At 53.9% G+C, this 12,103-nt stretch carries 11 protein-coding genes and 1 other RNA gene; 6 read left to right on the top strand and 6 right to left on the bottom strand.

Annotation, left to right across the window (positions count from 1 at the left end):
• A partial coding sequence (locus tag OEW58_13410) for an aldehyde dehydrogenase family protein (GenBank protein MDH5302345.1) occupies nt 1–241 on the bottom strand: 241 nt, incomplete at its 3' end.
• A gap of 55 nt (nt 242–296) precedes the next feature.
• Between OEW58_13410 and OEW58_13405 the strand changes: the two genes are divergently transcribed.
• Both OEW58_13405 and sfsA read left to right on the top strand, forming a co-directional pair.
• The gene (locus OEW58_13405) at nt 297–2,252 is read left to right on the top strand and encodes a transglycosylase SLT domain-containing protein (protein ID MDH5302344.1); all 1,956 of its coding nucleotides are present in this window, start codon (nt 297–299) and stop codon (nt 2,250–2,252) included.
• A gap of 318 nt (nt 2,253–2,570) precedes the next feature.
• Nucleotides 2,571–3,278, top strand: coding sequence for a DNA/RNA nuclease SfsA (gene sfsA, locus OEW58_13400; protein MDH5302343.1), 708 nt, complete (start codon nt 2,571–2,573; stop codon nt 3,276–3,278).
• Here sfsA and OEW58_13395 read toward each other — a convergent pair.
• The 4 genes from OEW58_13395 to OEW58_13380 are packed head-to-tail and all read right to left on the bottom strand — an operon-like array spanning nt 3,241 to nt 7,662.
• Nucleotides 3,241–4,659 (bottom strand): FAD-binding protein, encoded by a 1,419-nt coding sequence (locus tag OEW58_13395; protein ID MDH5302342.1) that lies wholly within the window; start codon nt 4,657–4,659, stop codon nt 3,241–3,243. The two genes, sfsA and OEW58_13395, sit on opposite strands and share 38 nt — an antisense overlap.
• A 6-nt stretch (nt 4,660–4,665) precedes the next feature.
• Complete coding sequence (locus OEW58_13390) at nt 4,666–5,418, bottom strand: BON domain-containing protein (protein MDH5302341.1); 753 nt, start codon at nt 5,416–5,418, stop codon at nt 4,666–4,668.
• Nucleotides 5,393–5,758 (bottom strand): YraN family protein, encoded by a 366-nt coding sequence (locus tag OEW58_13385; protein ID MDH5302340.1) that lies wholly within the window; start codon nt 5,756–5,758, stop codon nt 5,393–5,395. Before OEW58_13385 ends, OEW58_13390 begins: the two co-directional genes overlap by 26 nt.
• A gap of 2 nt (nt 5,759–5,760) precedes the next feature.
• Entirely contained in the window at nt 5,761–7,662 is a 1,902-nt protein-coding gene (locus tag OEW58_13380) for a penicillin-binding protein activator (GenBank protein MDH5302339.1), read from the bottom strand.
• Nucleotides 7,663–7,759: 97 nt separating this feature from the next.
• Here OEW58_13380 and rsmI point away from each other — a divergent pair, with 97 nt between their 5' ends.
• The 4 genes from rsmI to OEW58_13360 all read left to right on the top strand — a co-directional run bounded on the left by rsmI (nt 7,760) and on the right by OEW58_13360 (nt 10,926).
• On the top strand, nt 7,760–8,611 hold the full coding sequence (rsmI, locus tag OEW58_13375) for a 16S rRNA (cytidine(1402)-2'-O)-methyltransferase (GenBank protein MDH5302338.1): 852 nt from the start codon (nt 7,760–7,762) through the stop codon (nt 8,609–8,611).
• Between the two features lie 24 nt (nt 8,612–8,635).
• An RNA gene (gene rnpB, locus OEW58_13370) (RNase P RNA component class A) lies at nt 8,636–8,995 on the top strand.
• A gap of 378 nt (nt 8,996–9,373) precedes the next feature.
• Nucleotides 9,374–10,000: a hypothetical protein gene (locus OEW58_13365; GenBank protein ID MDH5302337.1), complete on the top strand. Its 627-nt coding sequence runs from the start codon at nt 9,374–9,376 to the stop codon at nt 9,998–10,000.
• Nucleotides 10,001–10,299: 299 nt separating this feature from the next.
• Complete coding sequence (locus tag OEW58_13360) at nt 10,300–10,926, top strand: hypothetical protein (GenBank protein ID MDH5302336.1); 627 nt, start codon at nt 10,300–10,302, stop codon at nt 10,924–10,926.
• A gap of 453 nt (nt 10,927–11,379) precedes the next feature.
• Here OEW58_13360 and OEW58_13355 read toward each other — a convergent pair.
• A partial coding sequence (locus OEW58_13355; GenBank protein ID MDH5302335.1) for a hypothetical protein occupies nt 11,380–12,103 on the bottom strand: 724 nt, incomplete at its 5' end.

Raw genomic sequence — 12,103 nt, 5'->3', positions numbered from 1 at the left:
AGGGCTTCCTTATACAGTTTCCCATTTCGCGCGTCATGAGTCTGGCTAAATCGTCATTTTTTTGACGAAAAACCCTGGCGGCCTGATGCATTAATCGCCGCCTTAGGGCAAAATGGCTGCCAGCCCAAACCGGAGAGACTTTTGCTACATCCTCAATGGTTTGGATGGTGCGGCTCATGTCCCAGGTTGGATAGTGGGTTTCGACTACGCCCGTGGCGGGATTGGTCGACACAGTAGACATGGTGTGAGCCCCTTAACGGTTTATTAAATGCCCAGATGTTAGGATGTCAGCCATTATGGCACGCGTAACGGTACGTACAATCTTTTTCCCGGTTCTTGGTCTAGGTCTACTGCTGGCTAGTTCAGCGGTACTGGCAGCGACGTTGGAGCAGCAACGCGTGCTCTATGATCAGGCGATGAGCCAGCTTAAAGCCAACAAATTCGATACATTCAAGCGAATCCAGAAACAGTTGGTGGACTACCCGCTGTACCCCTATCTGGAATACGAATACCTGCGCAAAAACATCAGTCGTGCCACCGACAAACAAATTCTGGATTTCCTGTCGACCTACGACAATACGCCCATTGCCGATCGATTGCGCTACGCCTGGCTGCATCAGCTGGCCAAACAAAAAGACTGGGAAAAACTGGTGGTCAACTATCGCAGCGGCGGTGGTAGCCAGCTGAGTTGTCAGTATGCTGAAGCGCTGTTCCGCACCTCGCGTGAGCCACAAGCCATGGAAGAAAGCCGTGCATTGTGGATGGTGGCTCAGCCGCAGCACGCTTCGTGCGATCCGGCATTTAAAATCTGGCAGTCCAAAGGCGGCATGAATCGCGAAGCCATTTGGGAGCGCATTGAGCTGGCGATGGACAAGGGGCGGCCGACCCTGGCGCAGTTCCTGGGAAAAGAACTGCCGCTGAAAGAAGATCAGGAATGGTCACAGCGCTGGCGGAGGATGTATGACAAGCCCGCCGAAACCCTGCACCTGGGAATTTACCGCAAGGATGTGCCGATTGCGCGCAAGATCATGCGCCACGGTATCCGCCGTCTGGCACGCCGTGATGTAGAGGCTGCGATGGGCGTGTGGCAACAAGTGCGTGAAACCCATCTTCGTTCGGACGCGGATGAAGTTCACAGCCTGGATCGATTCCTGGCGCTGCGTGCCGCGCTTGTGGATGCCCCGGATGCACTGAAATGGTTGGGCGAAGTCGAGCAGCCCAATGATGACATCAAGCATTGGCGGGTCAGAGCGGCACTCAAACGTCAGGATTGGCCAGCGGCGCTGACCTGGATTGAAAGCCTGACAGGCGAGCAGCGCGATGCCCAGGAATGGCAATACTGGCGGGCGCGGATTCTGGAAATTCAAAGCGGTAAAATGCCGGTGCTGAAAACCGCTGCCGAGCGTATTTATCGAGACCTTGCCAAGGAGCGCAGCTATCACGGCTTTATGTCGGCTGACCGGATGGGGTTGCCTTACCAGTTTACGTCCGAACCGCTGAATTTCAGCAAGGACAGCCTGGCTGAGCTGGAAAAGCGGCCCGGTTTTGCCCGGGCGCGGGAGTTGTATAAGGTTGGTCGGTTTGTTGAGGCGCGCCGCGAGTGGTTCTATGGCATAGCCGGATTCAGCGAAGACGACTTGCGCCGGGCCGCAGTGCTGGCCGACAGTTGGGGCTGGCATGACCGGGCGATTGCCACCGTGGCCCTGGCCGAGCATTTTGACGACATCGAACTGCGTTTCCCTATGGCGTTTCGTGACCTGGTGGTCAGTTCGGCCTCGGAGCAGTCGCTTGATCCTGCCTGGGTGTATGGCGTATTGCGTCAGGAAAGCAGCTTCATGACCGATGCGCGCTCGTCTGCGGGAGCGTTGGGCCTGATGCAGTTGATGCCGCTGACCGGTCGTCTGGCCGCGCGCGACATCAAGACCCGGGTGCGTTCCAACTATGAAATTCTGGACGTGAACAAGAATATTCGCCTGGGGGCGGCCTACCTGCAGCGCATGTTGCAGCAGAACTCTGGCAATAGCGCCCTGGCGACGGCCTCCTATAATGCTGGCCCGTACCGGGTGAGCAAGTGGATACCTGACGTATCCACGCCCGCAGATTTGTGGGTGGAGTCCATCCCCTACGGCGAAACCCGCGAATATGTGAAGCGCGTCATGGCCTATACCGTCATTTACGACTACCGCCTGGACGGCCAAACCGAGCAACTGCGCCAGCGGATGCCGACGATCCAGCCCGCTGGTGGCGGCTGATCGACCTGACTGACAAACCACCCTTCGGGGTGGTTGTTGCCTGGGTAAAGGGGGAGTTGGCGCTAACTTCTCTCGGTTCATGTTGCTACCTGCCAAATATTTTCCACCAAGTTTGTAGTAATGTGAGACTAATCACGATTGAAAAGCGCGCAGCGAACGATACAGGGGGTGTAATGCACAACAATTTTGATCCTGGAGTATGCGATCATGAAAAAATCTACGCCCGATATGTTTGTTCTGAGTGTGCTGGTGGTTCTTGGTGCAGTGTTGACCACGGTCGCCCAAGCGTCGCTATAAGCCCCGCTGAATTCGTTCCAAATGCGTTTTGATCGGCCCCTGATTGCGGGCCGATTGCTTTCCCGCTACAAGCGTTTTCTCGCCGATGTGCAACTGCCTGATGGCAGTGTCATTACCGCTCATACCCCCAATACGGGCTCGATGCAGGGCTGTGCCGACCCGGGCAGTACCGCCTGGTTGCGCGATACCGCCAACCCCGACCGAAAATATCCCTATTCGTGGGAAATGGTGACCACCCTGGATGGCGTGATAGTGGGTATTCACACCGGCTACGCCAATACCTTGGTGGCCGAGGCTATCGAAAACGGCGTGATTGCCGAGTTACAGGGGTATGGATCGCTCAAGCGCGAAGTGACGTTTGCTAACAGCGGCAGCCGGTTTGATGTTTTCCTCAGCCAGGGGACTGCGCCGGACTGCTATGTGGAGGTGAAAAACGTCACCCTGGTGGACAAGGGCGTGGCGATGTTTCCCGACGCGGTGACTGCCCGCGGTGCCAAGCATTTGCGCCATCTGGCCGAGGTGGTGGCGGGCGGAGGCCGGGCGGTGTTGTGTTTTTGTGTGCAGCGCGAGGATGCCGAGGTGGTTCGCGCGGCGTCCCATATTGATCCGCTCTACGCCGCCACCCTGGCGCAGGTCGCCGCTGCCGGGGTAGAGGTGCTGGCGTATCAGGCCAGCCTAAGTCCTGAGGAAATCAAGCTGGTGCGTCGCCTGCCGGTGCAGTTGGGCTGATTGGCGGCAGGGTTTTTTGCGGATTGAGAATGCCGTGCGGGTCGAATACCTGCTTGATGGCGTGCATGACTTCCAGTGCCGCGCTGCCCAGTTCACGCTCCACATAATCGCGTTTCTCCAGTCCCACGCCGTGTTCGCCGGACAGGCTACCGTCCAGTGCCAGTACCAGGCTGAACACCTCGTCCAGGCACGCATGGGCGCGTTGCATTTCCTCGGCGTCGTCCGGGTTAACCAGCAAATTCACGTGAATGTTGCCGTTGCCGGCATGGCCGAAATTGACGATCTTGATGCGATGTGTGCTGCTGAGTTGTTCCAGGCCGGAAATCAGTTGCGGAATGTGCGAGACCGGCACCACCACATCTTCGTTGATCTTTTTCGGCGCGACATTGCGCAGCGAAGGCGACAGGGCTTTGCGCGTTGCCCATAGCGCCTCGGTTTCGCTTTGGGTACGAGCCTGTTTGAGGCTGACCAGTCCGTTGTTTTGCGCCGCATGACTGACAGCCGCTGCGTTTTCTTCGATACCTGCGCGTGGGCCGTCGACCTCTATCATCAGCATGGCACCGGCCTGACTGGGCAGATCCAGTTCCGAGAAATTGCGCACCATCTCAATCGCCTGACCGTCGATCAGCTCCAGCGCGCAAGGGACGACCGGTTGCGCCATGATACGCGACACCGCCTGGGCGGCGCTGTGAATATCGCGATAAATCGCCTGCAGGGTGTAGGTGACTTCCGGCAGTGGCGTCAGTTTGAGCACCGCTTCAGTGATGATACCCAGCGTGCCTTCCGAGCCGATCAGTAGTCGGGTGAGGTCGTATCCCACCACGCCTTTGGTGGTGTGAGTGCCTACTTTTAAGGTGCGGCCCGTGCCGTCAACCGCAGTGAGTCCCAGGGTGTTTTCCCTTGGGGTGCCGTACTTGACGGCGCGCGGTCCGGCGGAGTTGTAGGCCAGATTGCCGCCCACGGTGCAAAACGCCGCACTGGTGGGGTCGGGGGGCCAGAAAAATCCGTGTTTGGCGGCGGCATCCTGCAGCTGCTGATTGGTGACGCCGGGCTGAACTATGGCCAGCCGGTTGGCGGCGTCAATGCGCGGTGGCTGGTTCATGTGCTCGGTGGACAGCACGATGCCTCCGGTTTGCGGTACGGTGGCGCCGGTGGTGCCGGTGCCACGGCCACGGGCAATCAGCGGAATGCGATGCTCAAAACAGAGGCGAACAATTTCGACGACCTGCTCGTGGCGGCTGGGAAAAACCACCGCTTCTGGCAGTGCATGGCGACGGCTGTTGTCGTAGCCGTAGGGCCAGCAGTCGTTGCGTTCGTGCAGCAATTTATCGCTGCCCAGGATGGTTTGCAGCCGGGGCAGCAGTGCGGAAACTGATGTCAAACGGGCTTACTCTTTGGGCACGATGGCAGCCGGTGGCAAGTCGTACGGCAGCAATTGCGTGTCCTGGTCTTCCAGTTGTTCCTGACGATCGCGTTCGGCAGCTTTGACGGCCGGAGTTTTCTTGATAGGCGCAGCCTTGGCGAAGCGGCGGCTGTCGGTCTCGATCACGTCATAGCGTTCGTACAACGGCACGACATCTTTGACGCCCTTCAGTTGCGAGGCTGCTTGCAGTGCCTTGGCTTCTTCGTCGGCGTTGACCAGGCCCATCAGGTACACCATCTCGTGGGAAGTGACGACCAGCGTGTGGGTGACCAGACCGAATTCTTCGAACAGCTGTTTTTTCACCTTGGCGGTGGTCCAGCTGTCCTTGTTGCGACTTTCCAGATCAAGGCGCTCGCCGACGCGGATTTCGTTGTAGACCTTGCGCACCGGTTTGATGGTGAACACCATCTCTTCCACTTTTTTGCGCATCGCCTCGCTGGGGGCCGTGCCGACCAGCAGCACTACGCCGTTGTAGCAGTGCACTTTGACCTGCACGTTTTTGCTCAGGGTTTTGTCGCCATATATTTCGTCCGTGGCGCGGAACTCAATGCCGGAATCTTCCAGCAGGGTGGCGGTGTCGCGGCGATCGTTAATGGCCGCAGCTCCCAATCCGGCACCGCCGACCAGTACGACGGGGGCGCAACTGCTCAGCAACGCAACGCCGGACAGGCTGAGGGTAAGAATTAAAATCTTAGGCAAGGTTGAGATCGAACGCATGTTTAATCCATTCAATGTGTTGGGGATCGGCAGTAACCGACATGATATCAAAGCGGCAGGCCTTGTTGGCAGTGCCGCGCTGGGTTTGGAGATAGCTCCAGGCGGTTTTGATCAATTTTTCCTGTTTGCGCGGAGTGACGGTTTCATACGGCTGACCATAGTTGGCGTTTTTGCGAAACCGCACCTCCACAAACACCAGTTCGTTCCGATCGCTGGCGATAATGTCGATTTCGCCAAACCGGCTGCGGAAATTTTGCGCCAGAATCGTCAAGCCCTGCTGGCGCAGCAGGTTGGCGCAAAGCTGTTCTGCATGTTGGCCAACCGTCTGCGTGTGTCCCATGACTAGCGGTGCATCACCGGAGCGTCGCTGATCAGTTCCGGCCAGCCGTTATTGAATCTGGCCCAGACCAGGCTGCGACGCACCTGATTTTTGTTGTTGATGCTGAGAGTGCCGGTGGCTGCGTTCAGGGTGGCGTTGGGATTGGTGCGCAGCCAGTTCAGGTAGTACAGCACGTTGTAGGCGTCCACGCCCAAGGCGTACAGCCGTGAATTTTGTGCCAACTCGGTCGGCCAGGTTTTTTGCAGCGTGTCGTACAGCGCGGCGCGGTTGCTGCCGGGCAGGGTCCAGGGCATGTCTGTAAACATCACGTCGTTAAGGTCGCGATCGTCGTTGCGATTGGGCTTGCCGGTATAAACGTGCGAAGTGCTGTACACCGGGATGTCGCCACCGTGATGGAATTTCAACTGCGGCGGAATCAGGCGTGCCTGACGAGGAAACGCTGCCATGAAAATCAGATCAATGTCCTCGCGGCGACGTGGTTCAAAATCGAGTTTTTCACCCAGGGTGTTGCGCAGTTTGTTATTGCGGGTGCGGCTGTCATCCAGGTCGAGCATGGCGGTGATGGAGTCGCTGAAATCGGTTTGTTTGCCATCGTAGGTTTGGGTGGCGACCAGCTTACCTCCCAGTTCCTGCCAGCGCTGGCTGAAACTCTGCGCAACGCGTTCGCCCCACACACCCTTGGGATAAATGACCGCTGCCAGATTGTGGCCGTCGGCCCAGGCGCGGTTGGCTACTTGGCGGGCTTCATCTTCGGGTGACAGACCGAACTGATAGAAATTTTCACGGAAAAAATTGCTGTCATCCACTGTGTTCAACGCCAGCGTGGGCACGGTGAAATTATTGTCGGCCACCAGGGCGTCGACTTCTTCCTTGCGCAGCGGACCTACCACAATCGAGGCACCGTCATCGACGGCCTGACGATAAACGTCGGTAATTTTGCTGTTGGGCGCGGCGGTGTTGTAAACGCGAATTTGCGAGTTGTGGCGCAGTTCGGCCCGGCTGTAGTAAGCGCTGATGAAGCTATCGCGCACGGCCTGGGCCGCGTCTTTGAACGGGCCATCAAGTGGCAGCAGTAAGGCGATTTGTTCCAGCGATGGTGGCTGGTTGTCGGCGGGTTTGCGTGGCGCGAGCAGGGCCAGGGTGTTTTCGCTGACCGGGTGCGACAAATGGCCGCGTTTCCAGACATTGAGCATGTTAGCCAGACGATTGGGGTCTGGAGTTTTCATTACCAGCAGCGACAAGTCGATCCAGCCGAAAAAAATCCGATTGGATTCGCTGGTGCTCAGGTCCAGCAGGGTTTTTTCCGGCATGGAGGTCAGCGTCAAAATGATTTTTTGCTGGTTCAGGGTTTTTTCTTCACCGGGTGCGAGCAAGGCATCGAGCTGGGAACGTTCTCGCGTCGCCGCTAGTGGTTCACCCTGTAATTCGTAGGCGCGAATCCGGAACTGATAATAATTTTTGCGTTGTTCGACAGACGTGCCGCTATCGAGTTGATAGCGTTGTAGCCACTGCAGTGCGCGTTCGGGTTCGCGCGTGCGCAACGCCAATTCAATTTGCAGAGTCAGGTACGCGTTGCGTTGTTCGGCGGTCAGTGGAGTGATGTCAATGTCGGACAGCAGGGTGCGAGCCTGGTCCAGTTGATTAATTTGCAGGTAAAGTTCAATGGCCTGCATTTTTAACAACTGGCGCTTTGGGGGTTCAGCAGTGCTTGATCGCTGCAAGTAGGCCATGGCGGCTTTGGCAATGTCGGCGTGTTTCTGTGCTTCCTCCGCATTGCTTTGCTGCGCTTTGTCAATGTTAGTAACCGCAATGGCGGATGAGCCGGCGGGCGTGGTGGTCGGGGCCTGGGCGCAAGCGCCGAGCAGCAAGGCCAACAGGCCAGTAATGAGCAGTTTTAAGGTCATGGAGTGAATGCGACTTTTCCGAGTATCTATCTGTTTATATTAAGGGTAGGATGCGCGTCTAGAACTAGTTTCAAAGTATGTGCCGGGGAGGGAAGCTGTGTCAAACCAGTCTGGATGTTTGTATGTGGTAGCAACGCCCATCGGCAACCTCAAAGATATGTCGCCACGTGCGGTGGAAATCTTAGCCGAAGTGGCGCTGATCCTGGCCGAAGACACGCGCCACAGTCGTCCATTGCTGATCCATTTCGGGATTGGTACGCCGCTGCAGTCCTTGCACGAACACAACGAAGTCGAAATGGCCCCTGTCCTGTGCGAGCGCATTTTGCGTGGCGAAAGCATGGCGCTGATCTCCGATGCCGGCACCCCGCTGGTCAGTGATCCGGGTTATGCACTGCTACGCCAGGCGCACGACATGGGTGTGACCGTCTCGCCGATTCCCGGTGCCAGCGCCATGATCGCCGCCCTGTCAGTGGCGGGCCTGCCGTCGGACCGGTTTGCCTTCGAAGGCTTTTTACCCGCCAAATCCAGTGGTCGCCAGCAGCGTTTGCAGGGATTGGCGGCAGAAACCCGCACCCTGATTTTTTACGAATCGCCACACCGCATCATCGACAGCCTGCGTGACATGGTGACGGTGCTGGGGGCGGATCGTCTGGCCTGCATGGGGCGCGAGCTGACCAAGCGGTTTGAAACCATCCGCCGTGCGCCGTTGGGCGAGCTGCTGACGTTCGTCGAAGGCGACGACAATCAGCAAAAAGGCGAGTTCGTGCTGATGCTGGCCGGCGCGCCCGAGGTCGAGACCGACGAAGCCAGTCTGAGCGTGGATCGCGTGCTGGATGTGCTGCTGGAGGAATTGTCCACCAAGCAGGCAGCGGCATTGGCGGCGAAATTGACCGGTCGCAAGAAAAACGAAGTCTACCAGCGCGCCCTGGCAAAACGCGGCGAAAACTAAACGGCGTTAGGCTATAATGCCGCCCGAGTCGACCAGACAGTCGCTGCCGCTTGCGGTGGAGGAAAGTCCGGGCTCTACAGGGTAAGACGCCAGGTAACGCCTGGGAGGCGCGAGCCTACGGAAAGTGCAACAGAAAATATACCGCCTAAGCGCGCAAGCGCCGGTAAGGTTGAAATGGTGCGGTAAGAGCGCACCGCGTCGCTGGCAACAGTCGACGGCTAGGTAAACCCCGTCCAGAGCAAAGCCAAATAGAGGGGCTGTCGATTTCGATCGCAAGGTGTGACCCGCACTGCCCCTGGGTAGGCTGCTTGAGGCCTGCGGTGACGCAGGTCCCAGATGAATGACTGTCCACGACAGAACCCGGCTTATCGGTCGACTCATTTTTTTCCCTCCTGTTGAATCAAAACGAAAAGCACTTGCCGAAAGGCGCTTCTGCTCTGATGTGCTACTCACTCCCCGATTTCTGCTGATCTGCCCCGATGCGAAAAGCTCGAGCGCAGAGCTTTGCTGTGCGCATCTGGCTGATGAACCGGGACAGGCTTGGTGATAGTATCGGAAGTCTGAATAGGGAAATCGAAAACACGAAGAACACGGACGGGTTCGTCCATTCGCAAATTCATTCCCCTGTCAGATTCGTTCGCAGCACATCACCTTCCGGTTGGTGGGCAGAACTTTGGCTCGCGTTTAATCCGGGGTGGAGATGTTGCGGGGTATTGTTGAAAATCGAGTGATGGGCCGCTGCGGTGGTATTGGAATAGTCAGTTGCTGTCTATTAAAAAGTTAGATTTTTATGGAGGAAGATTTGTGAATAGGATTCTATTTTTTTTGCTTTTTTTGAGTTTATCAAGTGTGGCTGTGTCGGGGGAGGCATTAGATGGTCGCTCTGATTTGGCAATATCAATTAAAATGTTGACTATAAATTTATCAGATAATGCAACATCTGGAATAGCGTTAATTAAGAGAGTTGGGGATAAGGCATTAACGGTTAATGTTTCATACGGGGATTCAAAAAGTGAAGATAAAAGGGATGGATATAATTTATCGGAGGATGCACGAACAACTGCTTTGAGTGTTGGGGCAAGGAATTATTACAGGGCTGGAGAAAATTCTCTGTTCTTTGAAGGGGTTGTTGGAATTAACAAAAGAACAGTGTCTTATGATTATACTTGGATTACTCAAGCTCCTTTTTCTAATGACTATACAGATGTTCATAAAATATATATTGCTGGTTTATTGATCGGTGGTGAGCATTTTTTCTCCGAAAAATTTAGCGTTGAAGGGAAGGTTGGTGTGTTTACTTCCAAATCAAGCCGAAGTGGAAAAAGTGAGTATTCCCGTTCATCGGCGGGTACGATGGATGGTGGTGTAAATATAAACTATTACTTTTAGATCTCGTAGCTCCGATTGCGCTGACGCTAATCGGAGCTACAATGCTAATTTTAAAGTCCGTATCTTTTAAGTTAATGCCATAATTATCGCCAACGAATAAGATCAACTAACCGGCATTACTTTTCCTCAATAGAAAACAACCGGCAAGTAGTTGCCGCTCGATTCATATATAGATCATTTAGATTTAGCTATAAGCTTTTCTTCTATAGCAACAACCTATACTATTGGCCAGTCATCAATATAGATGGCATGAGGCCTGCTTATTTATTGACCAACAGCTAAAGGAAGGAGTCAATAACATGTATGTTTCTAGATACTCATCTACACCACCGGTTCAATTCGTAGATAAATATGCAGATCAGCGTGTAGATAATAAAATTGAACAATGGAAGAACAGTGTTGGTAATTCCATGAGCAGCTCTGACACTATTGAAATAAGTGAACAGGCTAGATTTCTCTCCAAATATTTCGATTCACCACCGGATCTCAGCGAAAACTTGAAGCCTTGGTATTTCCCTAAAGCGCTAGAAGACAACTATAAGCTTGCTCAAGATAAGTCACGAGAGATAACAGACCAAGCCTCCGAAATCGGTATCAATTTAAATTTCGACGAAGTCCTAAAACAAATAATGTTGTTTAATGGCATATCTAATCCATCAATAAAAAATAGCCACGCAACAGCTATTGATAGCAATGGCAACGAGCGAACAATACAATTTCAAAGTGTTCATCGTCTGTTATCAGATGGAGATAAAGTAAAACTTAAAGAGCTCCACAATCATGCTAATCAGGAGAACATTGATACGACCACAGTAGCCAATCTTGCCACCAAGTTCTCAATGGACAAAGGCAATGCTATGGACCGAGGACTGGAACCCCCCAAGATTAGATGGGGATTATATATCCTTACTGATGAAGAATATTAATGACTGGTACCCTTCTTCGGAACAGAAAAGTGACTTCACCAAACTCAGATCTCGTAGCTCCGATTAGCGTCAGCGTAATCGGAGGAATGGTTGATTCCTATCATGCGTGCGATTACGCTGATGCTAATCGTGCCTACAATACTAGTTGCAGGTAGATCTCGTAGCTCCGATTAGCGCTAGCGTAATCGGAGAAGTGGGTGTCCCATCATGCGTGCGATTACGCTGATGCTAATCGCACCTACAATACTGGGGAGCATCTTGCATTTTTCACATAAGGCCAATAGATCAAGCATAATTGTAAGAGGAAAAATCCTTATTACTTTTTCCCAATAAAAAATGCTAAGTATAGTCGCTTGTTGTTTTTGTGCGGATATAGTCATGGCACTAAAAGGTGGCGGCTATAGCATTCAAGGGGCAGTTTTGATGTCTGCCCCTTGATCAGGGGTTTCAATATTATTGCAGGGTTGTCGAGCCGATTTTCACCCATGCATTGCGTGGCACATCGTTGCCACCCGCGTATTCGTAGAAAAAATCATAGACACCTTCCGCTAACACAACTGTAGTACTGGAGTCGGTGTGTGTTTTTAGCAATAGCACTCGTTCGCCTTCGCCACTGCTCGCGTAAATACGTCCGCCGTTGAGTGTATTCTGATTGGCTGGAAATGCTGCGCCATTTAATGTCGCGGACAGTCTTACTGCTTTGCTGCGGATATTTGCTGATAAATAGGTTTCTCCACTGACAGGCCGATTCTTTAACACGCGATAATTATTATTTTGTGGCACAGACTCGCCTGTTTCGTGGCGATAAATGAGATCATAGGTGCCAGGCAAAACGCGTATGCTGAGCGGGCCATCATGCGTGTTTCCTACGAACATCGCTTCGGTGGATTGAGGTCCGGCGAGATAGATATTGGCATCGACGTATTGGTTTTTAGCGAATGCTTCGCCGTTAAGTGTTAGATTGACGTGAACCAAATGACTCACCACGTCGAGGTTTAGCGATGGAGAATTGATCACAACACCTTCTTTTACAAGACCACGGATGTTCTGCGGCACGCCGTCGCCGGTTTCGTGACTGTAATAAAAATCATAGGTGCCTGGAATTAATATGATATTGGAAAAGCCATCGTGCGTATTGCCCAAGTGGGTGTCAGCATTTGTAGCAGCGTCGTGCAGA

The organism is Gammaproteobacteria bacterium, from assembly GCA_029884425.1.
Classification (GTDB): domain Bacteria; phylum Pseudomonadota; class Gammaproteobacteria; order S012-40; family S012-40; genus JAOUHV01.
This window is presented reverse-complemented; position numbering and strand designations above follow the sequence as displayed.

Bases quoted from the DNA above. Each gene is read 5' to 3' on its own strand.
- OEW58_13360 (MDH5302336.1), top strand. From the start codon at position 10,300: ATGTATGTTTCTAGATACTCATCTACACCACCGGTTCAATTCGTAGAT.
- OEW58_13385 (MDH5302340.1), bottom strand. From the start codon at position 5,758: ATGGGACACACGCAGACGGTTGGCCAACATGCAGAACAGCTTTGCGCC.
- OEW58_13405 (MDH5302344.1), top strand. From the start codon at position 297: ATGGCACGCGTAACGGTACGTACAATCTTTTTCCCGGTTCTTGGTCTA.
- sfsA (MDH5302343.1), top strand. From the start codon at position 2,571: ATGCGTTTTGATCGGCCCCTGATTGCGGGCCGATTGCTTTCCCGCTAC.
- OEW58_13390 (MDH5302341.1), bottom strand. From the start codon at position 5,418: ATGCGTTCGATCTCAACCTTGCCTAAGATTTTAATTCTTACCCTCAGC.
- OEW58_13380 (MDH5302339.1), bottom strand. From the start codon at position 7,662: ATGACCTTAAAACTGCTCATTACTGGCCTGTTGGCCTTGCTGCTCGGC.